Annotated in this window: 23 protein-coding genes; 10 read left to right on the top strand and 13 right to left on the bottom strand. The window is 41.0% G+C overall.

Annotated features, from left to right (window positions below):
• The 4 genes from HWQ37_RS15350 to HWQ37_RS15335 all read right to left on the bottom strand — a co-directional run.
• Positions 1–1254 (bottom strand): cation:proton antiporter domain-containing protein (locus HWQ37_RS15350; RefSeq protein WP_292748466.1); only part of this gene is annotated, 1254 nt, incomplete at its 3' end.
• Between the two features lie 321 nt (positions 1255–1575).
• The gene (locus tag HWQ37_RS15345) at positions 1576–2880 is read right to left on the bottom strand and encodes a cation:proton antiporter (RefSeq protein ID WP_292748471.1); all 1305 of its coding nucleotides are present in this window, start codon (positions 2878–2880) and stop codon (positions 1576–1578) included.
• Between the two features lie 670 nt (positions 2881–3550).
• The gene (locus HWQ37_RS15340) at positions 3551–3985 is read right to left on the bottom strand and encodes a hypothetical protein (protein WP_292748470.1); all 435 of its coding nucleotides are present in this window, start codon (positions 3983–3985) and stop codon (positions 3551–3553) included.
• 251 nt (positions 3986–4236) lie between these two features.
• On the bottom strand, positions 4237–4947 hold the full coding sequence (locus HWQ37_RS15335) for a GDSL-type esterase/lipase family protein (protein WP_292748465.1): 711 nt from the start codon (positions 4945–4947) through the stop codon (positions 4237–4239).
• A gap of 880 nt (positions 4948–5827) precedes the next feature.
• On the opposite strand from HWQ37_RS15335, the gene HWQ37_RS15330 reads away from it, so the two are divergent.
• The gene (locus tag HWQ37_RS15330) at positions 5828–7030 is read left to right on the top strand and encodes an AAA family ATPase (protein ID WP_292748464.1); all 1203 of its coding nucleotides are present in this window, start codon (positions 5828–5830) and stop codon (positions 7028–7030) included.
• A gap of 181 nt (positions 7031–7211) precedes the next feature.
• Here the strand turns inward: HWQ37_RS15330 and HWQ37_RS15325 are convergent, their stop codons facing one another.
• Positions 7212–8024 (bottom strand): SDR family NAD(P)-dependent oxidoreductase, encoded by an 813-nt coding sequence (locus HWQ37_RS15325; protein WP_292748463.1) that lies wholly within the window; start codon positions 8022–8024, stop codon positions 7212–7214.
• A gap of 183 nt (positions 8025–8207) precedes the next feature.
• Between HWQ37_RS15325 and HWQ37_RS15320 the strand changes: the two genes are divergently transcribed.
• Together HWQ37_RS15320 and HWQ37_RS15315 are read left to right on the top strand one after the other, a co-directional pair.
• Entirely contained in the window at positions 8208–9185 is a 978-nt protein-coding gene (locus HWQ37_RS15320) for a threo-3-hydroxy-L-aspartate ammonia-lyase (RefSeq protein WP_292748462.1), read from the top strand.
• Positions 9186–9324: 139 nt separating this feature from the next.
• Entirely contained in the window at positions 9325–9549 is a 225-nt protein-coding gene (locus HWQ37_RS15315; protein ID WP_292748461.1) for a hypothetical protein, read from the top strand.
• A gap of 116 nt (positions 9550–9665) precedes the next feature.
• Here the strand turns inward: HWQ37_RS15315 and HWQ37_RS15310 are convergent, their stop codons facing one another.
• The 3 genes from HWQ37_RS15310 to HWQ37_RS15300 all read right to left on the bottom strand — a co-directional run bounded on the left by HWQ37_RS15310 (position 9666) and on the right by HWQ37_RS15300 (position 10839).
• Entirely contained in the window at positions 9666–10022 is a 357-nt protein-coding gene (locus HWQ37_RS15310) for a hypothetical protein (protein WP_292748460.1), read from the bottom strand.
• Positions 10023–10292: 270 nt separating this feature from the next.
• Positions 10293–10517: a PIN domain-containing protein gene (locus tag HWQ37_RS15305; RefSeq protein WP_292748459.1), complete on the bottom strand. Its 225-nt coding sequence runs from the start codon at positions 10515–10517 to the stop codon at positions 10293–10295.
• A gap of 52 nt (positions 10518–10569) precedes the next feature.
• The gene (locus HWQ37_RS15300) at positions 10570–10839 is read right to left on the bottom strand and encodes a prevent-host-death protein (RefSeq protein ID WP_292748458.1); all 270 of its coding nucleotides are present in this window, start codon (positions 10837–10839) and stop codon (positions 10570–10572) included.
• 200 nt (positions 10840–11039) lie between these two features.
• Between HWQ37_RS15300 and HWQ37_RS15295 the strand changes: the two genes are divergently transcribed.
• The 5 genes from HWQ37_RS15295 to HWQ37_RS15275 all read left to right on the top strand — a co-directional run bounded on the left by HWQ37_RS15295 (position 11040) and on the right by HWQ37_RS15275 (position 17669).
• Positions 11040–12350: an amino acid permease gene (locus tag HWQ37_RS15295; RefSeq protein ID WP_292748457.1), complete on the top strand. Its 1311-nt coding sequence runs from the start codon at positions 11040–11042 to the stop codon at positions 12348–12350.
• Between the two features lie 68 nt (positions 12351–12418).
• The gene (locus HWQ37_RS15290) at positions 12419–12964 is read left to right on the top strand and encodes an RNA 2'-phosphotransferase (RefSeq protein WP_292748456.1); all 546 of its coding nucleotides are present in this window, start codon (positions 12419–12421) and stop codon (positions 12962–12964) included.
• A 234-nt stretch (positions 12965–13198) separates the two neighbouring features.
• A complete protein-coding gene (locus tag HWQ37_RS15285; RefSeq protein ID WP_292748455.1) occupies positions 13199–14437 on the top strand; it encodes an RNA-guided endonuclease InsQ/TnpB family protein in 1239 nt (412 codons plus the stop codon).
• Between the two features lie 147 nt (positions 14438–14584).
• A complete protein-coding gene (locus HWQ37_RS15280) occupies positions 14585–15802 on the top strand; it encodes a lipid-A-disaccharide synthase-related protein (RefSeq protein WP_292748454.1) in 1218 nt (405 codons plus the stop codon).
• A gap of 130 nt (positions 15803–15932) precedes the next feature.
• Positions 15933–17669: an ABC transporter ATP-binding protein gene (locus HWQ37_RS15275; protein ID WP_292748453.1), complete on the top strand. Its 1737-nt coding sequence runs from the start codon at positions 15933–15935 to the stop codon at positions 17667–17669.
• Between the two features lie 61 nt (positions 17670–17730).
• Here the strand turns inward: HWQ37_RS15275 and HWQ37_RS15270 are convergent, their stop codons facing one another.
• The 5 genes from HWQ37_RS15270 to HWQ37_RS15250 form a co-directional block, all read right to left on the bottom strand.
• Positions 17731–18939, bottom strand: coding sequence for a NupC/NupG family nucleoside CNT transporter (locus HWQ37_RS15270; RefSeq protein WP_292748452.1), 1209 nt, complete (start codon positions 18937–18939; stop codon positions 17731–17733).
• Between the two features lie 332 nt (positions 18940–19271).
• The gene (locus tag HWQ37_RS15265) at positions 19272–19619 is read right to left on the bottom strand and encodes a type II toxin-antitoxin system RelE/ParE family toxin (RefSeq protein ID WP_292748451.1); all 348 of its coding nucleotides are present in this window, start codon (positions 19617–19619) and stop codon (positions 19272–19274) included.
• The gene (locus tag HWQ37_RS15260; RefSeq protein ID WP_292748450.1) at positions 19616–19870 is read right to left on the bottom strand and encodes a hypothetical protein; all 255 of its coding nucleotides are present in this window, start codon (positions 19868–19870) and stop codon (positions 19616–19618) included. The genes HWQ37_RS15265 and HWQ37_RS15260 overlap by 4 nt, the downstream gene beginning before the upstream one ends.
• A gap of 39 nt (positions 19871–19909) precedes the next feature.
• Positions 19910–20542 carry a hypothetical protein gene (locus HWQ37_RS15255; RefSeq protein ID WP_292748449.1) on the bottom strand — a complete coding sequence of 211 codons (633 nt, stop codon included), beginning with the start codon at positions 20540–20542 and terminating at the stop codon, positions 19910–19912.
• Positions 20543–20665: 123 nt separating this feature from the next.
• Positions 20666–22063, bottom strand: a complete 1398-nt coding sequence (locus HWQ37_RS15250; RefSeq protein ID WP_292748469.1) for an amidohydrolase — start codon at positions 22061–22063, stop codon at positions 20666–20668.
• 84 nt (positions 22064–22147) lie between these two features.
• On the opposite strand from HWQ37_RS15250, the gene HWQ37_RS15245 reads away from it, so the two are divergent.
• Together HWQ37_RS15245 and HWQ37_RS15240 are read left to right on the top strand one after the other, a co-directional pair.
• Positions 22148–22927, top strand: a complete 780-nt coding sequence (locus tag HWQ37_RS15245) for a cysteine hydrolase family protein (protein ID WP_292748448.1) — start codon at positions 22148–22150, stop codon at positions 22925–22927.
• A 233-nt stretch (positions 22928–23160) separates the two neighbouring features.
• The coding region (locus HWQ37_RS15240; protein WP_292748447.1) for a cupin domain-containing protein at positions 23161–23441 on the top strand (281 nt) is incomplete at its 3' end.

Genomic DNA, 23441 nt, shown 5'->3' with positions numbered 1-23441 from the left:
TGCTTCTAACTCCGGTTCCACCACATCTAACCTGATCAGCTTCTTCGGATATGTCCATTCCAGCAGTGGCGAGGTCATGAAGGTAGTTACCAATGCCATAATTACCAGCATGGTAAATATTAAGGGGGAAATTACCTTTAACTCTAAACCAATGTTTAGTACTATCAGTTCGGTTAAACCGCGAGTATTCATTAACCAACCGAGTGCTGAGGCTTCCCGTTTACTAATGCCACTGACACGGGCTGCGACATAAGTACCAATATATTTACCTGCGATCGCTACTGCTAAAACCAACGCACACAAAAGCCACAATTCGGGACGGTTGAGCAAGCCTATCTGCGTTTTTAAGCCACTGTAGGCGAAAAATATGGGCAGCAAGAAAATGAGGACAAAATCTTCGGTTTTTACTGCCAATTCTCGGACTAAATCTTCATTTTTGGGCATGGCTGCTCCCAGCAAAAATGCTCCAAAAATTAAGTGAATCCCAATTAGTTCGGTGATTAATGCCGACGCAACCACTGCCATATAAATTCCAGCCAGCAATAATTGGCTGAGTCGTCCCGCCCGGAGGTAGTGTTTGGCAAGGCGTTGCAAAAACCAACGACCGACTGTCAACATCAAGCCGATATAAACTATACTGGCGATAATTGTCGGTATAGCACCAGCAAAGTCACCAGTTCGAGCAACTGCGATCGCAACTGCCAACAGACACCAAGCTGTCACATCATCCACCGCCGCACAAGTTAACGCCAAGGTTCCTAAACGGGTTCCTTGTAAATTGTTTTCAGTAATGATTCGCGCCAACACTGGAAAGGCAGTAATCGACATTGCCGCCCCTAAAAACAAAGCAAAGGCGGTGAATGATACACTTGCATTGGAAACTAGGGGATAAAGGATCACCGCTAGCAATGTTCCTAGAGAAAACGGTACTAAAATGCTGACGTGAGAAGTTAAAACTGCTACTTCTAATTGCCCGCCAAGATATTTGGGATTTAGTTCTAGCCCAATCAGAAACATGAAAAATATTAGTCCCACCTGAGACAAAACATTGAGAAAAGGAATAGTTTCTGGTGGAAACAAGGTAACTGCTAGATGGGGAGCAACTAAACCAAATAAAGATGGGCCGAGCATAATTCCGGCGACAATCTCACCAATTACTAGCGGTTGCTTAATCGAACGGAATCCTAGCCCTACTAGCCGTGAAAGTCCAATAACAATCAGCACTTCAACCAGAACGAGAATAACTATGTGCATGGTTTCCTCAAAATTAACTATCTGGTTTCCCTAAGATGATTCTTTAAAAGACTGGAAAATGTCAAGCTTGTTAGATATAACCAAGAGTAATTGGTGCTTTGTTATTATATGAATTATTGTTACGATGCAGTTGCAGCCGTGAAACATGAATTCTGGTGATTTTAGGAGCTATATCTCGAATAACCGAGAGGCTCAGATCCCCGACTTCTTGAAGAAGTTGGGGATCTTTTTGTTTATAACTTATTTAGGATTGCGATCGCCAAAGTCAAAACAGAGAATTTTACCCAATTACTAGGTAACTAATTTTATATTTGAATTTACTTAAGTGGAAGATTTTTCATAGATTGTACCGTGCAATAAAAAGGCAATCAGGGGTGATGCCATCAGAGTAGTAATGACTGCCATAATCACCATGATAGTAAATAAAGTTGGGGTAATTATACCTTGCTCCAGACCAATATTGAGGATAATTAACTCCATCAAACCACGAGCATTCATCAGAGCGCCAATAGTTGCAGATTCACGCCAATTTTCCCCCGCCAACTTTGCAGCCAACATACAAGCAACACCTTTACCGAGAATTGCGTAGTTTACCGCCGTAGGCATCGCAATAATTAACAGCGTAACTCCCCACAAAGTAGGTGTGTTTACCAATCCAATTTGAGTGTTTAGTCCAGAGAAGACAAAAAATATTGGTAACAAAAAAGAAGTAGTTAAAAACTCTGTATATTGGCGAATTTGTTGGGCGAATTCTCCGCGTGGTGTCACTGCTCCCAGCACAAAAGCACCGAATATTGCATAGATACCTGTAACATCGGTAAACCATGCACAAAACATCAAAATTATCAACATTAAAGTCAGGGTTTGTCTGTTCACACCTTCGCGTTTTGTCATGCGTGTGAATGCTTTTAGTAGAGGTTGACCGAGAAAAATTGCAAATAGCACATAGCAAATGCCACCACCAATTGCTAATATGGCAATACTTAGAGAATTTTTCACGCTAGCAAGCACGATCGCCAGCAAACACCAAGCAACTCCATCATCTACCGATGCTGCACCTAAAGCCAAAGTACCGAAGCGGGTTTGTGCAAGACCGCGCTCGTAAAGAATGCGAGCTAACATTGGGAAAGCCGTAATTGTCATCGATGCACCTAGATACAAAGCGGCTGACCAAGCCGTGACTTTTGGCTGAAAGAAATCGCCATTGTGATAAAACCAAAAAGACGCGATCGCTCCTAAAATAAAAGGAGTGATAATCCCAGCCGCAGATAGCAAACTTGCACTTTTGATATGATCTTTTAAGAGTTTGGTATTAAACTCTAAACCAATCAAAAACATATAAATTACCAACCCAATTTGGCTAATAGCATATAAAATCGACATCGATGGATTGGGTATCTTGAGTCCGACAGCAGTGATAATCGGAAGCTTAGGAAATAGCCATTGCTGAAAATCTGGTGCAATCAATCCGAAAAGTGATGGACCTAGCATTACACCTGCGATCATTTCGCAAACAACATCGGTTTGACCAAGATAGCGTCGTCCTAAAATCGTGACAATGCGACAAGTTATTAAAATAACTGTGAGTTGTAGAAATAGCTGAATAACCAGATCAAAATTTGAAATTGCACTTCCTTAATTTGCGTCTCTGTATTGAATAATCTCCCTAAAATCTAAATTAGGAACGTACACAACTGTACGTCAATACAACATATTGCATCTAAACTAAAATCGCCATATATAGCATTAATTCTGATCGTTTAAGAAAACGAACCGCATACCCCTTTGGGGAAGCAAGCTACGCGCAGCGTCTCGTTAGAGAAGGACGCAAAGAGCGCAAAGTTAAGAGGTGAAGAAGATAAATAGGACTTACGCACAGATAAAGGAAAATCGAACCACAGAGACACAGAGAACGCGGAGAAATAAGAGTTTGAGAGGTATTTTGCGTAAGTCCTGATAAATTTAAAACTGATTCACCTCTCTAAACTTTTGCGACAGACCACTAGTAGTCTATGTCATTAAATATGATTGGTTATAAAAGTTTGTAGTAAGCACTTCAGTGCTTAAAATTGAGCGATAAATCGCTCACTACAAACCTTACAAAATTAATGACACCCTACAATACCTAATTTTTTTCATAAATTAAACCAGATTCCTATATTATTTGTTAATTTGTGATTTCTAACCTTTTTCAAGCAAAATCAATTGTAGGGACACATATTTGTGCATCCCTACGGTTTAATTACCTGAAAATTTCTGTAATTTTTGATTAAATTAGTTTCGGTAATTTGAGATTTTACAACCACTCCCCGCCCCGAAAACGCCAACGGAGGAAGATAATTCGCATCAGGCTTTGGGAAGTAATAAAAACTGCTAGCCACACGATACTATAGTGTAATAAAAAATATCCTGGTGACAGTTCTTCTTTCGCTAAAGGTATTGGTAATAAGCCAAACAGTTTGACTCCACAAAACAGAAATACCAATTCCCATATACCAGCTAAAAGTTGATAAATTGCAGGCCAATCTCTATCCCATCGAGATTTTTGCAGATAGTCATAAAGCACATCCCAACCTAAGCCAAAGATGGCGACATAACCAAGTATCCAAAAATAAACCGAGTTAGCACCAGTGCCAATCCAACCCATTGCAAAAGGCAAAGATACAAGTACGCCAACAGTTGCAAGTAATAATAATCGAGTTTGCCAGCGACCAAATAAAGTTGGTGTCATAATAGTGCTGAGTGCTGAGTGCTGAGTGCTGAGTGCTGAGTGCTGAGTGCTGAGTGCTGAGTTAGGAGTTAGGAGTAATGAATAATATAGAGACATTAGAGTTTTTATAAATAGATTTTTGAATTGTTCATTAAAAATTTAGGAAGATTGTGGTGCTTTTTGCAAGGGTCGCAAATACGAGAATATCGGCTAGCTCCAAAGCACCAACACATTATTAGAATGGTTTAAGGTGATAATCAAATTGAAAATGGTTAAGTTGCATTGGCAAAGCTGACTGTTCGCGTGGCATCCCAATCGATTACATCCTCTAACAAAGCTTGATAACCTAGCGTATTGGGATGGAGTCCATCTTTACTCAAGCGTTTGAGTCGCCAACTTTCACCGCGTTCTATCCATTGTTCAAAAATATCTAAATAGGGAATCTGCCTTTTGATGCAAGCAATTCGAGTTGCTTCTTTGTAACGGTATTGGTCGGTATGATTATAGTAAAAACAATCTAAAAATGGCATTTTGGCTTCATCCACTGGCACCATGCCGACAAATAACACAGGACAAAGTTGCTGTGCTAAATCTAGCAAAGAGGCAATTTCCTTTTCAAATAAGGTAAAGTCTGTGTAACTTTTACCATCGGGACGCGCTAATCGGGCTGAGTCATTCACCCCTACTGATAAAATAATCAAATCGGGAACACGATTTCGCAGTTCACCCCGGTGGCGAAATTCAACTTCTAGCCTTTGGGCTACTTGTTGCGTGCGATCGCCTCTTACCCCTAAATTATAAAGAATATGACCGGGACTATCTGGCAACATCCACCATCGCCGTAGTTGCTCGATCCAGCCTCCTTTTTCCGGGTCGCCGAATCCATAAATTAAGCTGTCCCCCAGTGCGACAATCTTCATAGGCTGAAAGTGATTTGGTGGTAAAGACCGCTGAATTGAGGAAGAAGCGAGAAATGTATGCATTTAACAACTATATTTTATATTTTGACAAGATTCTATACATTTCTATACCATAGATGGCTATCTTTAGTGTTCAAGTATCTATGAGTTTTTAGTTATTGATATGGTTGCAAGGTTAATATTGCCGCAGTTTAGCCTCTGTACGATATAACAATCAGTATGAGAATCGAACCGCAGTAGACGCTTTGCGGCTACTCTACGAGAACGCTAAGAGCGAACCCGCAGGGTGGCGCTGAGGACTCTGAGAAAGAGGAAGAAGGAAGATCCCCGCAAAATTTTTGGGATGTAAGGAATTCTGCTGGACAATTCCACGGACGTGATATTATACCAGTTCTCTAAAATTCGGCAACAGATTCAAACCCTAAAACCTAGACTCTGTAAGACTTTCATAATTACGAATTACGTTAGCGTAGCGGTAGCGAGTCATCGATAGCGAAGCGGTAGCGAGTCTTCGTTCGCTTTTAGCGTCTCGTAGAGAGCGTCGCGTCATTACGAATTACGAATTGTTATTAGTCCTCATTTACAGACGGATAAGTAGTGCAGCTACATCAATCCCTAAAAGTAAACCCCCACTTAGCAATTGGTTGGTCAAAAAAGTTGACACAAGTAGTTATTCTGTAACACAGTATGTTACAATAAGAATGAGTTACATTAAAAAGACTTGATGGGCAGTAGTAGTCTGTCAATAAATAATTGATGGATAAATTTCCTGTAGAGACGGCGATTTATCGCGTCTCTCTAACCGTCAAAATGAATTTGACAGACTAGTACAGTGGAAATAAAATTACCATTTGTACGCAATTAGTTGATATTACGAGAAAAAATTTTCAAAACTTCCTACTTAACGCAAAATAACTTAATTAACGCTGCATAACTGATAAATATGGATTTTGACTATTTTAGAAGCAATGAAGGCACTCCTACAAATAACACTCGGCAAAGCTTAATTGCTTGCGGTTGGCGACCGTTTAACCGAGAATTAGATTGGGGTTTTTTGTGGGAACTGTTGTACAGTGATTCCCGCGAATTAAGTCAAAAAAGTTTGACTTTGGTGAGTAATGTTGCTGATGTTTTGGGACGAAATAATTATGCTTGGTGGGCTAATTTATTAAGCGTTGTATCTGATAATACCCGCTACGAAGTCGAAAAGTTTTGGAATTACATCACACCAGATCCTCAATCACCAGATCACCGCTACAAAGATGTTTTGAGTACAGAAACGCCCATAGTTCAATTTGTCAGTCGTAGTAGCATTCCCATTGATTATGTTCTTAATCGACTGCAAGAAATTACTGTACTGCGAGTTTTAGGTGTGTTGGGTAATCCCGATATTATTACTCAGTATCATTCAGAAAGAGATTTTTATTTTCCTATAGATAAATTTATTAGCTGGGAACGCTTAGACGTTATTAATACTGTTTATGCTTACTGGTCTAAGTATGACATTTGGTTGCAAATTGATCCCTACGATCGCGGGCGACGACAATATAGTTTAATGGCGAAAAATCTCGCACCACTAATTAACAAAGCTACTTACGACTTAGCAGTGATGCTGAGTGGATATCAAAGTCGTGTAGGCAAAGTTCACAGTCAATTTAACATTCGGACATTTCCCGCAGACATCCAAAACTTTACTGATTCTGTACAGCAAGCGATTCTAAATCAAAACCAGTTAGCGGTTGTGGTACATGGACAACCAGGTACTGGTAAAACAGTGTGGACACAGGCAGTAGCAAAAGAAATTCTTGTACCTTTAGGGTATGTAATTTTTATTTTAGATCATGATGCGATCGCTAATTTTGTCCCACCGACTTACATAGAACGTATTTGTATCGTTATTAACGAAGCTGATAATCTAGCGCAAAATCGTGCTTCGGAGGTAGCGCAATACAATAATAAAACCGAACACATTCTGAGTTTGCTAGATGGCACTTTGTATCAGAGTGTAATTGATGACTCTGGTATTCAGATGCAGCAACGGTTAGTTATTTTGATGACTTGTAACACTACTGAAAGATTAGATCCAGCCATGTTACGTAAGGGCAGGGTAGATTTAATGTATGAGTTTACACAACTATTTGTATGAGTCAGAATTCAGGAGTCAGAATTCAGGAGTCAGAATTAAGATGCTCTCTACGAATGCGGGGAGTATCCCAAATGTGTAAAAATATAATTTGTCATTGCGATCGGAATGCAGTCAAGCAAAGCAATCGCAACATCTGAATTGTGGCTCGTGACTCCTGAATTCTCTTCGATAAAATCTCGAACTACCTATTTTTTTTCAGTTCGTGCATACTTCTGACAACCTTTGTAACTAAATTTCTGGGCGTAAATCTGACGCTTTCAGTTAATATCTTATTTCTCATCCCAGGAACAACAACAGTTTTGTTTTTCATTAAGCCCCGATAGCCAATCCTAGCGACGGTTTCCGTATCCATCATTCTGTTAACATTAGCAATCTTTGAATCTTCCATTGCAGCATTTTGCTGGAATTCTGATGCTGTTGGCCCTGGACAGAGAACAGTTACGCTGACACCTGTACCCTCTAATTCATTAGCGATCGCTTCTGAAAATGATAAGACATAAGCTTTAGTAGCAAAATAAACTGCCATTAAAGGCCCTGGTTGAAAAGCGGCTGCTGAGGCCACATTTAATATTTTTCCATAGTTTTGCTCGACCATATCTTTGAGGAACAACTTAGTTAAATGAGTCAGGCTGACCATATTTACCTGAAGCATTTTCAGTTCAACGCTGAGGTCTGTTTCGCTAAATGCTCCATAAGTACCAAAGCCAGCATTATTAACTAGCACATCAATCTTGATAGACGCTTGCTGTAATTCTGTGAAAATTTCTTCTGGGGATGTTGGGATAGATAAGTCCTTGGCAAAAATTTTGACAGAAATGCCAAACTTTTGGGGAAATTCATCTATAATTTCATTAAGTTTTTGTTCATTCTTATCCACTAACACAAGATTATAATTATGACGAGCAAAAATCTGGGTTAATTGATAGCCTATCCCACTAGCCGCTCCTGTAATTAGAGCCGTTTTTTTTTGCCGAATTTCTGATGTTTGATTCATGTGACAAAAAGGAGTAATTTGAATTAGTTAATTTAACTTTTATGGAGAAAATAATGATGCTATACACCTGAAATGAGCATACCTAAATCCAGGATAATAGGCGCAAATATAAAAATCTGTATCTATATCAACAAGAGCAAGAATATTTAATATCATTGTCAAAATTCTTACATATTGTCATCAATGCTACAACCTAATTTCGTTACTATAACTGATGTGCAAACAGCACAAGAGAGAATTTTGGGAATTGCCCACCGCACACCCGTGCTGACTTCTAGAATCGTTAACGATCGCACTAATAGCCAAGTATTTTTTAAGTGCGAAAATTTTCAACGTACCGGGTCATTTAAATTTAGAGGTGCATACAACGCATTGATACAACTGCCTATTCCAGAAAAACAAAGGGGTGTCGTCACTTTTTCTTCTGGGAATCATGGACAAGCAGTAGCGCTTGCCGGAAAGTTGTTAAAAATTCCGACTACGATTGTAATGCCAGAAGATGCTCCCTCTGTTAAGCAAGCCGCTACTGGTGATTATGGTGCAGAAATTATTTTGTATAACCGCCAAAAAACAGATAGAGAACAATTCACTGATATTCTTTCCAGAGGAAGAAAAATAACACTCATTCCTCCTTACGATCATCCGCACATCATCGCAGGACAGGGAACAACCGCTTTAGAACTGATCCAAGAAGTTGGTCAGTTGGACTTACTATTAGTTTGTTGTGGTGGTGGTGGATTACTTTCAGGTTGTGCGATCGCAGCCAAAGCACTTTTACCTAATTGTAAAGTAATCGGAGTAGAGCCAGCCCTTGCCGACGATGCTACCCGCTCATTTCACACCAAAACCTTGCAAACTGTCAACAATCCTAATACTATCGCCGATGGTGCGCGGACTCCTAGCCTTGGTCAAATTACTTTCCCCTTAGTGCTGCATTACGTCGATGATATGGTGACAGTATCTGAAGAAGCAATTCTTCGCACCATGTTTTTCTTATGGGAACGTCTGAAAATTGTCGTTGAACCCACAGGAGTACTCGCCGCCGCCGCTTTACTCGAAAGTGTCGTGACAGCACCAGAGGCGAGGATTGGTGTCATCATTAGCGGTGGAAATGTAGATTTGGCACAAGTTGGTAAATTGTTTTCTGTGGGATTAGATTGAAAAGTTAAATTCCCAGCAAAGTTTCTACCCAAATTGGGCATTTATTCAGTTAAACGGCTATCGGATCGGCTGATACAGTAAAATTATAGTGATCGGCTATAGTAACTTTATTGAAGCTAAACTCACTATTGAGGTAAAAATGGAAACTACAACGAGAAAACAAGCTTTAATCAAAGCTATTTATGAGCGATTAGAACAAGCTCATGAAGATGCTTTAGAGGATGTCATAGAACTTTTAGACATTCGTAAAGCAGAAGATCAAGAGGATCTTAAAGCTTTACATAAAGGACGGGAAGATATTAAGAAAAATGGCACTATTCCTTGGGAGCAAGTTAAACGAGAATTAGCCAGTGAATCAATATAAAATTGAATTTTCTAACTCAAAGCTAAATAGTGCAGCACTCTGAGGGAATAAGCAATACTCACACCTTTGGTTCGCTCTTTCAATTACGAGTTTCCGTAATTGGGCTGATACATAAGTCATGGGTTTTGGCGTAATTGCTCGAAGGTATGAGCTTTTGCCATACGTACAAGATGTTCTATGGTCAGATAGCGTTCTAGTTCCGCTTCACCTTTGGCTGAAAGTGTTCCTGCTTTACTTTGTGCTAGCAAATCACTGACACGAGCCTGGAATTCTGGTGAGGGTCGGATTGCTAGAATTTGTTCTGGTGTAGGTTGACTGGCCAACAACCCAATAATCTGTTTCTCATCGAGAAAATTGCCAGACTGTTCGCTCAATAATTCTTGGAGACCGCGTTCTACTATCTCTTGTAAACGGTCTTGGAACGGCTGTAACTGCTGTCCTAGTTCTTCAGATACCTCAACAGTAATTTGCATCGTCTAGCTCTGTTGTTTTTTAAATTTATCTATTAGTTTAAGTCTAGCTACAAATCAATCTATTAGTTAAATTTCGTAAGTGCTATATATAAATAGATACTAAATTATATCTGCTACTTTAGTACAGGCGATCGCACTTGTGATGATGGGGTTGATGTAGGCGATGTCTATGACGGCTACGCCTACGCACTCTTAGCAACTATGTCAAATAAGCGATGTCTGGCGACAAGAAGCAGAGCTTCTACGTACTCTTATATATTGAATAAAAATTCAACTAAATGGATTCAATGTGGATATACCACAATCCTCAAAATCCTTAATATTTCTAGTAATGGGGAGAATTTGACAGTGAGTGAAGAGAAAGTTATCAAACCAGTTTTGGATTCTAGCATTAGGCTTGGCTGTTAAACCATAATAAATTTCCTCAATTGTAATCACACTTAAGTTAATAGATGTCACAGTACCACTCCATGCTGTCACCCCTGGATTTGGCATTGGGCGAGTTAATTCACTTATTATATTTGTGTCACAAAGATGACTCATCCTATTATTCCGTAAAAGGATTGTCGCGATCGCTTCGTGGTGCTATCTCTAAGCTATAGTTTTCTTCACTACATAACTGTTGAAGTTCTTTAAAGACTTGAGCTAGAGATGTTTTTGCAGTTTTTTGCCGCCAGTCTAAAAATTCTTTAAAAAGCTCAGGGTCTACAATTGCAGCCACTAGTTCCTCTTGAGTATAAATTAACTGAGGTTCAAGACTTGTCGCATTAATTATGGAAGGTAGCTGTTTTTTGGCTTCTTCAAGTGTCCATTTCATTCTAAAAATCTCCAAGTTTTGGAAGCATTGAATATAGAGACTGTTCTCAAGTTAGCTTATTTTCCCAAGCGATGTCTACGACGGGCTACGCCTACGCTTATTTACCAAAAAAATCTGCTTAAAAAACCAAGAAAATCAGGGTTTTTACGAATAATATTTACGTATGTTAATATTGTTTGGTTTAGGTACGGATATTCAGTATGGTTCCCATAAAGACCGTTCTAAAAAATTCAGAGCAAGTCACTCGGTTGTTTTCTCATCTCGAATTTGATGGAAACAAACTCAATCATCAACCGGGTAGTGTATTGGGAAGTACTGCATTGATTGCAGGAACCACCATTGGGGCTGGGATTCTGGCTCTACCAGCTGTTACCCTGCCATCTGGTATTGTGCCATCCACATCTGGGCTAATTGGTGTTTGGCTCTACGCTTTAGTGACAGGGTTATTGGTTGCAGAAGTTACCTTAAACACGATACGAACAGAAGGGCATCCAAATATAGGTTTTTTAGGAGTTGTTGAGAAAATCCTTGGTAAGCTGGGAGCGCGAATTGCTGGCGGTGCATATTTATTCATGCATTATGCTCTGTTGGTGGCATACATCACCGAAGGCGGAGAGATTTTAGGAGCGACGGCAGCAAAAGTCTGGGGTATGCAGATATTGCCTACGTGGGTGGGTACAATGACTTTCACGCTCTTATTTGGTGGCATTATGTATCTTGGGCGAGAAAAGTTTATTGAGAAATTAAACAGCGCCTTTGTGGGAATTGTCATCGTTTCCTTCTTAGGATTATTATTTCTGGGAGGAAGGCATATTCAGAGCGCCCAACTGTTATTTCAAAACTGGAATGCTCTTGGTAGTGCCATTTCAGTGATGTCTGTGGCCCTGTTTTTCCAAAACGTTGTGCCGCTAGTTGTGACGCAACTCGAAGGGGATGCCCGCAAAATTCGTCAATCCATTTTTATTGGTTCTATAATTCCTCTAATTATGTTCTTGGCGTGGAATGCCGTAATTTTAGGAAGCGTCAGTGCCGATATGCTACATGGTACATCAACTGTTTTTGATCCACTGCAAATTCTTCGAGCCGGTGGCGCTGGGCAATGGTTAGGAGTGCTAGTATCCATTTTTTCAGAATTTGCGATCGTCACATCATTCATTGGATTTGTGTACGGGTTGCTGGATTTGTTCAAAGATATTTTCCTACCTGCAAAGTGGCAGCAACTTTCTAGCCGCCTACCACTTTATTCCCTAGTTCTTTTTCCGCCGATGACTCTCGGAACACTTAACCCCAGCATCTTTTTTACTGCCTTAGATTACACCGGAACATTTAGTATTTCAGTTCTAGGTGGAATTATTCCGGCGTTAATGAGTTGGAAGCAACGCCAAGAACAAGAAAACTCAGATAGCACAAATCAACCACTCGTTCCTGGCGGTAAGGTGACACTCATTGCGATCGTTGGAGTAGCATTAGCCATGATGGGAAGACAAATTCTGTCAATTTACACAAAATAAAACCATCAATAAAAATATTGTGTTACATAAAACTATAATTGTAGTATAAAGATGCTAACCATAATCAAATGAGTGATTCTCGCCTTGTAAAAATCAGCAAATATCTTAGTAAATATTTGCGACATACACCGGATGCCATTGGAATTAAACTTGCTCCTGGTGGTTGGGTTGCTGTTGATGAATTACTTACCGCTTGTGCCAAAAACAACTTTCCGATTACCCGCGAGGAATTACAGATAGTAGTTGAATTGAACGAGAAACAACGCTTTTCTTTTGATTCTACTGGTAATCTGATTCGTGCGAATCAAGGACATAGTATAAAAGTCGATTTACAATTAGAACCTGTTGTTCCGCCAGATCAGCTTTATCACGGCACGGGACGCAAATCTGTAGAGTCAATTCTGCAAACAGGACTTGACAAAATGTCACGGCATCATATCCATTTATCAAAGGATATAGAAACAGCACAAACTGTTGGTGCAAGACATGGAAAGCCAGTGGTTTTTGCTGTAAATACTGCGGCAATGCATCAGGCGGGTTACATCTTTTATTGTTCTGCTAATGGTGTGTGGTTAGTCGATTGTGTGCCACCTGAGTATCTACAAAAAATTTGAGTTTTAACAAAACAGAATATTAAACCGATATTTGCCAAGAAGTTATATTGATGTACCCATAGCGCTTGTACTCCTAATACTGTATCCTCTGATAGATTAGCGTTTGCAAAAACAGGGATTAAGATTAATTCCATTCTGGTTTACCGAAAAATTGGGTAAAAGCCCCGTCATAAAGGACGGCTTTATATTCTATTAGATTGTTTTATCTGCAATATTGCGTGATAAAATATCGAGATGATAGTAAGAGAAGCCAAGCTACTAAACGGAACCAAGGAACAATACCAAGCTCTTGATGATGCCATTCGCGCTGCCCAATTCATTAGAAATAAGGCGGTTCGCTATTGGATGGATAATCAAGGAGTTAGTAAAAGTGACTTATATAAGCTGTGCAAAGACTTAGCTACCGAATTCGACTTTGCTTTAAAGTTAAATTCGGCTGCGCGTCAAGCCAGTGCCGAAAGAGCATGGGCTGCTATCTCAAGTTTCTATAAACGTTGTAAAAAACAAGAGAAAAATATTGGTTATCCCAAGTTTAAAAAGCATTGTCGTTCGGTAGAGTATAAAGTCTCAGGCTGGAAACTATCTGATGATTGCAAAATTATTACTTTCACAGATGGCTTTAAGGTTGGGTCTTTATCTGTATTCTGCAATTCATCCACGCGAGAAGACCTTCATCGACTTAAAATTAATCGTGTCCGGGTAGTCAGAAGGGCGGATGGGTATTATGCCCAATTCTGCTTTGATGCTGACCGCAAGGAAGTTGGGGCATATACAGGCAATGTTGTTGGTTTGGACTTGGGGTTAAAATATTTCACCAAAGACCAAAATGATAATGCTGTAATCTATCCCCAATTTTTGAGAAAGTCTGAGCGCAGACTTAAAAAGCGATCAAAGCGGTTGAGTAAAAAGTTTGTTAAGGGTAAAAAGCCTCAGTCAATTAATTATCACAAGACGCGGAAACGACTAGGTAGAGTTCATCTAAAAATCCAAAGGCAGCGTAAAGATTGGGCTATAAAGCAAGCCCGATGCGTAGTTCACTCTAACGATGTGATTGTCTACGAGGATTTGAAGATTGCGAACATGGTCAAAAATCATCATTTGGCTAAGTCGATTTCTGACGCTAGCTGGTATCAGTTCACTCAATGGTTAGAGTACTACGGTAAAATCTGGGATAAAGCAGTTGTGGCAGTGCCGCCCAACTACACGTCTCAGGACTGTAGCCATTGTGGACATAGAGTAAAAAAGTCACTTAGCACTAGAACTCATTCATGCTCATCCTGTGGGGTTGAAATATGCCGTGATACGAATGCGGCAATTAACATCCTCAAAAAGGGGATGAAGATATTAGGAGTTGAGTGGCAAAACAACAGTACCTTTGGGCAAAAGGGATCTGCCTCTATTGAGGGAAAGCATGGGGAGAAGACCGCCAATACTATTGATGGGAAACCTGATATAGCAAGCGGATTTCTGTGAACCATGAATTAGAATCCCCGAACATGACGGTCGGGGAGTATGTCAAAAACTCTCAAGAGTAAAAATACTATCAATTTTTTAGCCTACTCACCCAAGGTAGGTTAAAAATCTCACCAAACAAGCATTTTAGACCTATCCAAACCCAAGATGCCTTCTAAGCGAATCTTGTTTATCAGTAACGGTCACGGAGAGGACAACCACACCTCTCATGTTATTCAGACCCTGCGCCAATTGTGTCCTTCTATTGAGATGGCGGCAATGCCGATTGTGGGGGAAGGGAAAGCTTACCGCAGCTTGGACATTCCCATTATTGGACCCACACAAACAATGCCCTCTGGAGGATTCTTTTATATGAAGCGCCTCTATTTACTCAAAGATTTTCAATCGGGATTAATTGGGCTAACGTGGCGACAATTACAAGCGGTGTTGCAGTATGCTCCTAACTGCGATTTAATTATGGCTACAGGGGATTTTGTCTCCCAAACATTTGCTTACTTAACAAAGCGCCCCTTCGTCTCGTTTATTTCTTGTCTTTCTGCCCTCTATGAAGGGCGATTGCGCCTCAATCCACTGCTGTGGCACGATCTTAATTCTTCTCGATGTCTGACAGTTTTCACCAAGGATTCCCATACGGCTTATGACCTCCAACGGCAAGGTTTAACTAAAGCTCAGTTGGCTGGCATTCCGGCTTTAGACCGCCTTATCCCTAGTGGCAAAGACTTGCACCTGAAAGAGTACGAGAGAGCGATCGCACTTTTACCAGGGTCACGGATGCCTGAAGCTGCGCGAAATTTTTGTTTGCTGTTGCAACTGGTAGTAGAAATCGCCAAGGTGATGCCTGAGTCAGGATTACAATTTCGTGCAGCCTTGATACCGAGTTTGATGGAGCAACTAGACGACATTGCCAAAAGTCAAGGTTGGCAGCTCACTCAAGGCATACTCACTTATTCTCCTCCAGGAAATTCTCGTGACGAATCACCGATTGTAGAAGTGAGATGTTATTCAGATGCCTTCAGTGACATCCTATGTTACTCTACTCTCGTGATTGGTATGGCAGGGTTGGCAGTGGAGCAAGCTGTAGCGATCGGGAAACCGATCATTCAGATTCCCGGAGAAGGCCCTCAATTTACCTATCAATTTGCAGAAGCGCAAACGCGGCTGTTGGGCGTTTCTGCCCAAACCATCGGCACTAAGCCAGCAACCCCTGAAATTCTCAAGCAAGCAGCGAAACGAGTAGTTGAAACTTTACAAGATTCAGACTACCTCGCTAAGTGTAAAGAAAATGGCCCTGAGCGATTTGGCCCACCTGGCGCATCTGAGAAAATTGCCCGCTTTCTACTAAACTCTCTAGGAGAAACTGAGTAGAAATTGCCTCAGAATTCAGGAGTCAGCATGCTTAGGTAACATGGTGTGATAGGCTAACGCCGTAATGCATCTAAATTCTGAATTCTGAATTCTGAATTCTGACTCCTGACTCCTGAATTCTTACTTACCTATGAAAGTCCGCTCTAGTTACTGGCAACTCTTGCCTTATCTCTGGCCCCAATGGCCGCTGTTAGTTCGGGGATTTGCTTGTATCTTAGGATTTGTGTTGTTCACCCTAGCAGTGCCCTATTTAGCAGGTCAGGTCGCTTTTTTTCTTGGCCAGGGAAATGTTAACCAGATTGCCTACTGGCTCGGACTAGCCACTTTGGTATTTTTTGTTCGAGGGCTTTGTCAATACGGGCAGAACGTCTTTATGATTGCTGCTGCTCTGAACATGGTTTTAAACTTGCGTAAGCGGGTTTATGCTCACCTGCACAAACTTGGATTAGATTACTTTGAAACGACACAGACGGGAGACTTAACTTATCGCCTGACTGAAGACATCGATCGCGTCGGCGAGATTGTAGATAAGTTATCCCATCAGTTTCTTTCCAATTTGTTGCAGTTAATTGCAATTCCCATTTATATGCTCTACCTGAATTGGCCACTCACCCTTGCAGGTTTGATTTTGGCTCCTTTAATGGCTTGGTTGATCGGGCAATTTGGTCAGCGATTACTCGTGCTATCTCGCCAGAGCCAAAATCAGGTTTCCAATTTGTCGGCGATGCTAACTGAAGTATTTAGCGGGATTCGCGTTGTTCAGGCTTTTGCAGCCCAAGAATATGAAGTAAAGCGATTCAATCGAGAAGCAGAAATCAATCGTCAAGCTAAGTATCGCGCTCTACAACTCAAATCTATTCAGTTTCCGGTTGTCGGTTTTTTGGAAGCAGTTAGTATTATACTGCTGTTTCTATTGGGAGGATGGCAGATTTCTCAGAATCAGCTGACATCTCAAGGGTTTATCAGTTTCTTAGCTGCTGTGGCTATACTGATTCAGCCAATCGACATGATGATTAGCAATTACAACGAGTACAAACAGACTGAAGCTTCTGTTGAACGCATCTTTGAACTGATGGCGAAGGAACCTAGTATCAGCGAAAAACCGAATGCTCAGGCAATGCCACGAGTTATGGGTAAGGTAGAGTATCGTCATGTCGATTTCGCCTACAATCCCGACCAGCCAGTTCTTCAGGATCTCTCTCTGAACGCTTCTCCTGGTGATGTCATTGCCTTAGTTGGTTCTTCTGGAGCAGGTAAATCGACGTTAATTAACCTTTTACTTCGCTTTTATGACCCTCAAGCGGGTGAAATTTTGGTTGATGATATTGATATCCGTGATGTTACACTTACCAGCTTGCGCCATCAAATTGGCATTGTTCCTCAAGATGTTACTCTTTTTTCGGGAACGATCGCAGAAAATATCGGTTATGGTCAGGAAGAATTAGATTTAGCAGCGATTCAGGAAGCAGCCAAGATTGCCAACGCTCACTCCTTTATCACCCAGTTTACCCAGGGTTATCAGACTTGGGTGGGAGAGCGGGGAGTTAACCTATCGGGAGGACAACGCCAAAGATTAGCGATCGCTAGAGCAGTTGCTAATGATCCTCGAATTCTCATCTTGGATGAGGCCACCTCTGCCCTCGATTCTGAATCAGAAGCACTAGTTCAAGAGGCACTCGAACGAGTCATGCAAAACCGTACCGTGTTTATTATCGCCCATCGCTTGAGCAGCGTTCGTCGGGCTGACTGCATTCTCGTAATCGAACAAGGACAGGTGGTTGAAGCTGGTACTCATACCTCTCTCCTGTCTCAAGAAGGACGGTATGCCCGTTTTTACGCCCAACAGTTATACACTACACAGGATTAGGGCATTGTCAAGTTACTGTCGGTTCGCTGATTTGATATAAAACAGGAGTCAGAATTCTTCTTCAAATCAACACCCCAGCAATACAAGCGGTGATAAAACCCGCTAACAATCCGCCAATCATTGACCTTACACCCATGCGAGCTAAGTCATGCTGGCGATTTGGTGCTATTCCTGCAATGCCGCCAATGGTAATGCCAATGGAACCGATATTTGCAAAGTTACATAATGCGTAAGTCGCAATAATTACTGCACGTTGGGAGATTTTACCACTCTCAATTAGTGCCTTTAAATCCAAAAAAGCAATAAACTCATTCAAAATTGTTTTTGTACCCAATAAAGCCCCAACTTGCCGACAATCAGCCCAAGGTACGCCCATTAGCCACGCCACGGGAGCCATCAGAAAAGACAAAATCCACTGTAGTGAGAGTTGCGGTAAGCCCACAAATCCCCCTAACCATCCCAAAAGTGCATTCAGGGCAGCTAATAATCCTAAAAAGGCGATAATCATCACCCCAACATTAACTGCTAACTTCACGCCGTCAATTGCTCCGGTAGTAGCAGCATCAATTACATTTACATAACTGGTTTCTACATACGCTTTTGCTTTACCAACCGTCTCTGATACCTCTGTTTCAGGGTAAAGTAATTTTGATACTACCAAGGATGTGGGAGCAGTCATAAAGAAAGCAGCAATCAGGTGTTCTGCTGGAATGCCAAAGGAAAGATACGCTCCTAGTACTCCAGCTGCAATTGTGGCAAAACCACCCGTCATCACGGCATGGAGTTCGGATTGCGTCATATTCGCTATATAAGGTTTAACCATCAGCGCCGACTCTGTTGGCCCTAAAAAAATGTTACCTGCACAAGATAAGGATTCAGAACCCGATGTTTTCATCGTTTTCATCATTACCCACGCCACTACGTTTACGACTCGCTGTAAAATGCCGTAGTAATACAAGACGCTGATGAAGGCAGAGAAAAAGATAATTGTCGGCAGCACTTGGAAAGCAAAGAAATGATCTTTAAAATTTTCTCCAAAGACAAATTTTGCACCAACATCAGAAAATGCTAAAAATTGGCTGACAATATCTCCCAGAGATTTAAACACAGTCAAACCCCAAGGAGTTTTAAGGATCACTAGTGCAAACACAAATTCCAATCCCAAACCCCACGCCACTATTCGCCAACGCACTGCACGACGATTAACAGAAAAGGCGTAGGATATACCGATAAAAACTAAAATTCCCAACGCAGAAATGGCGCGTTCCATGTTTACTCCCGAGAATGTATCGCTAAGGCATTTAGTTGCAAAGCATACACAAAAACGCGCCTTTTTAGTGGCTTTTTAGTTAATTATCTCGAGTTTTGATGCTGTCAATAAAAATTTAGCGATCGCACATCAAATTATTGGAGAAAAACCTGGCGGTACTTTGGAAATTAATTCAGCAGTGAGGTGTCAGCATAGTTATCTGTGCCAGTTATCCCACTATAACCAGACTCAACGCCAAAATTGCGATCGCAAAATAACGACCAAAATAACTGGTGACAGATAATATTGAATACCCAGGATATAACCTCTAGGCGATCGCGTATAGTGATTTGTTAGGTGGCGTTGGGTTCTTCCGGATCTTCACCAAGGATTTCCTGTGCAGCGTGTCGGATGTGCAGAATACGCACTGTAGATACTTCTTTCCCCTCCAAAATAGTGAAAAGGATGCGGTATGAGTTGCGTCCTCGACCATAAAGTAGTTGTCGAATCTCTTGGCTGAAATACTCGTTCTCTGGTGCTAAAGGACAGCGCTTCGGCATTTGAGACAAAGAATCAATCGCTTGCAACAATTTTGCATACCATTGACTTGCCCTTGAGGGGGATGTGACTTGGGACAACCGTAGGAAGGCACTGTCTGCTTCAAACTCCGCCACACTGGAAATTTCAATGCGATATTTCATGAATCAGCTGGCAGATTATACTTGCGACGCTGTTCTTGGGCAAACTCATGAAAAGACCGGAACCGTCCTGCCTCAAAATCATCTAATCCTTGTTGAATCCCCTTTATTGCCTCCTCTGATTCTTGTACTTCCCACTCTAGGACATTGGTAAGCAACTCAGACGCTACAAGACTAACATCTTGACCTTGCCGAGCAGCTTTGTCGCGTAGTAATGCTTCTAATTCTGGGCTAAGGGTAATGACAATTGGCATATAGGTACTTCCTTTGGCATTCAGCTTGTGCGCGATATTTTAGCAAATACAGCAATTTTTGTTGATGCAAGAAGAATTTGTTTTTCGGCGAATACAATTTTTAGGGAACTCGGCTGAAGGATCATCTAATACTTTTTTGTATATGCAAAGTAAATTTTCTAGATGATCTCCGCTTAATTGGTTAAAGGGTTCAGGAAATTTTTCTACAGGTACAATACGTCTATTTTTTATATTCAAACGTAGAGCGCAAAATCCCTCCCTAGTACCTCTATGAAGATAGACTTCGTGAACTTCAATACCTAGATATTGACTAATACGAAGCGCCACATCATAATTGGCTAATTCACCAAAGCCTTCTACTTTATTTCTAACACCTTGAACAAATTCATAAATACTATTAAAATTGTCAAAATCACTAATACACTGAGTATCAAAATGTTCTAAAGCAATCTTAGCCGCTAAACATAGACACTTGGGAATACCATAACGGGCTTGATGGTCTTCAACTTCTCCCTTTTCGTTTCTACTAAGAAAAGCTTTTTTGACAGCAGATCTTAAATTGTCAGCTTGTTTATACCAAGAATATTCCTTCTCTGCACAGGGATAAACATTCTTACGATAGTGGTTATATATGTCGGTGTAGGATTTCATATCTAAAAACTCATCACTCAAGTTCTACTGTAATGTTTGAGACTATAGTCGTCAGCCTTACTAAGTATATCTTTCCCATTTTCTAACTGAAGATTAAACACCAAAGCCCGAATTTTTTGCCGCAGTTCTGTATTTTATTGTCTTTCACAATCCCATAAACGTGCGATAATGAGCTTCGATTTGCGCGACGGTTTCAGACTTGCGCTTTGTTTTCCATTGACTACGGTTAAATAATTCTTGCTTCAATTCATCAACATTAATTGTGGTTACTTTACCATCAGTAACAATTTGCTTGCCATTCACCCAAGCACTATTTACAACATTACTAGGACGACCTAAAACTAACAAACCAATGGGATCTGTACGGGGTAATAATGATAAATTTGTCAGGTCATAAAGTACCAAATCTGCTTGTTTACCCACAGTTAAAGAACCGAGTTTGTCTGCTATATTCAGTCCATTTGCACCTCCTAAAGATGCCATTTCTACCGCTTGTCGGGGCGTAATCCAGTGTTGATAATCTGAGTCTGTAACATTATGTAAAATAGAACCAATTTTAATAGCTTCTAGCAAATCTTGAGAGTCATTACTAGAAGCACCATCACAACCAAAAGTTACATTTACTCCAGCTTGGCGATATTTTAAAATGGGGGCGATTCCACTACCTAAACGTAGATTACTTAAGGGATTATGAACAACTGTAGATTGAGTTTCGGCGAGGATGGCGATATCAGCATCATTTAACCAAACACAATGAGCAAGAGAAGTTTTATTGCTCAAAAACCCGATTCTTTTCAAATGTTCCACAGCAGTACAACCGTACTTTTCTTGAGCGAGTTTTTCCTGTGCTTTGGTTTCGAGTAAATGGGAGTGACGACAAAGATTGTAGCGATCGCTTAACTCAGTACACCCCTGAAATAAAGCATCAGTACACAATTGAATCCCTGTGGGTGCAACTAAAATATTTATACCCTCATCCGGGCGATGAAATTGCTTTACCGCCTCTTCGATGATTTCCAATGTTGCCGCAGTTGAGCGAAAATACGGTTCATGGGTTTGGGCTGATTCCCCAGATGGCATACCTGCGGTGAGGGATTCATCTTGGATTAAAGGGGCGATAAAGGCGCGAATTCCCACTTCTCTGTAAGCGCGAGTGGCAATGGCGATCGTTTCTAATTCAAGTCCCGGAATTAACACCAGATGATCTACCACACTCGTCCCCCCGGAAAGTAAGGTTTCTACCGCAGTACCCAAAGCACTGAGATAAATCTCTTCAGGATCGAGGGGGGCAAAATCATACAGTTCCGCCAACCATAATTCTAAAGGGAACATTGACATGATTCCTCGCTGCCACATCTCTGATGAGTGGGTGTGGGCGTTGAAAAAGCCAGGTAGCAATAGCTTATTTTTGCCATCGATGGCAGTGCCGATTACTTGTAGATTGGGGGCAATGGCTGCAATTTTACTATCTACAACCTGTACATCTACCGTTGCATAATCATCACCGGCGGCAATCAAAACATCTTGGATAGTAAAATTCACCATATTTAACCTTGATTAAGTAATTGTATTTTCAACTGAATTTCAAGTTACAAAATAGAAAATGGTGTTGGGTATTGAAATTTTATGAATTTACCATTACGGACATTGGGAGTTGCACCAAATGCGTGGACAGTGAATGATGCAATCGCAGATATCACTCGTCTTCAAAAGACCCCACAACCCGTTATTTTATCAACAGAAACTAAAACCCTGCGCCTAGACTTGGCAAAAACTGCTATCGTCATCATTGATATGCAAAACGACTTCTGTCACCCTGATGGCTGGTTGGCGCATATCGGCGTGGATGTAACCCCGGCGCGTCAGCCCATTGAACCTTTGAACATTTTACTTCCCGAACTGCGTGAGGTTGGTGTTCCAGTCATTTGGGTAAATTGGGGGAATCGTCCCGACTTGCTCAATATTAGTGCTAGTTCGCGTCACGTCTATAATCCCACAGGGGAGGGCGTGGGATTGGGCGATCCACTGCCAAGTAATGGTGCTAGAGTACTCATGGCAGGTAGTTGGGCCGCAGCAGTAGTAGATGAACTAGAACAGCTTCCCGAAGATATTCGTGTGGACAAATACCGGATGAGTGGGTTTTGGGATACACCGTTAGATAGTATATTGCGGAATTTGGGAAGGACAACATTATTTTTTGCTGGTGTTAATGCCGATCAATGCGTGCTAACCACGTTATGCGATGCCAACTTCTTAGGATATGACTGCGTATTAGTTAAAGACTGCACCGCCACCACTTCTCCTGAATATTGTTGGCAAGCGACATTGTACAACGTCAAACAATGCTTCGGTTTTGTCAGTGACTCGCAAGCAATTTTAACAGCTCTGCAAAATGGTGAGGAGTGAATCGATTTTGAATTTTGGATTTTGGATTTTAGATTGATCCCATGTATGAATACTCTTTCTTTGTCCAAGAATTTTAGATTGTTTCTCGCATTTAAGTTCGTTTTTTCTCAGACATTTCTGAATTGTGAATTATTCAATCCAAAATTTAAAATCTAAAATCTAAAGTTATGTGATTCAGGACTGAGATTTTAGTAATTTTCGTACCTATCGATAACTTCATAGGGGATAAATAAATGTACTCTACTAGTTGTGTAATTCCGGTGATCAAATCTCTCAAAGATTACCAGGTATATCGTATCAGTCCCAACGACTCTAATCGATTAGCAATTATCTTTGATTCGATAAATGCTAATACTTCCTTGACTTGCTGTATAGAAATTTTTGATGTTGGCGGACAAACACCGCCAAATCGCCATCAGTGGGCAGTGGAAATGTTTTTTGTCCTCAAAGGGGAAGCGATCGCTATGTGTGACGGCAAGAGTGCCACGATCAAAGCTGGAGATAGTTTATTAGT

This window comes from Nostoc sp. NMS4 (genome assembly GCF_017115095.1).
GTDB lineage: Bacteria > Cyanobacteriota > Cyanobacteriia > Cyanobacteriales > Nostocaceae > Nostoc.
Note: the sequence above shows the minus strand (reverse complement) of the source record. Positions and strands in the feature narration are given on the sequence as shown.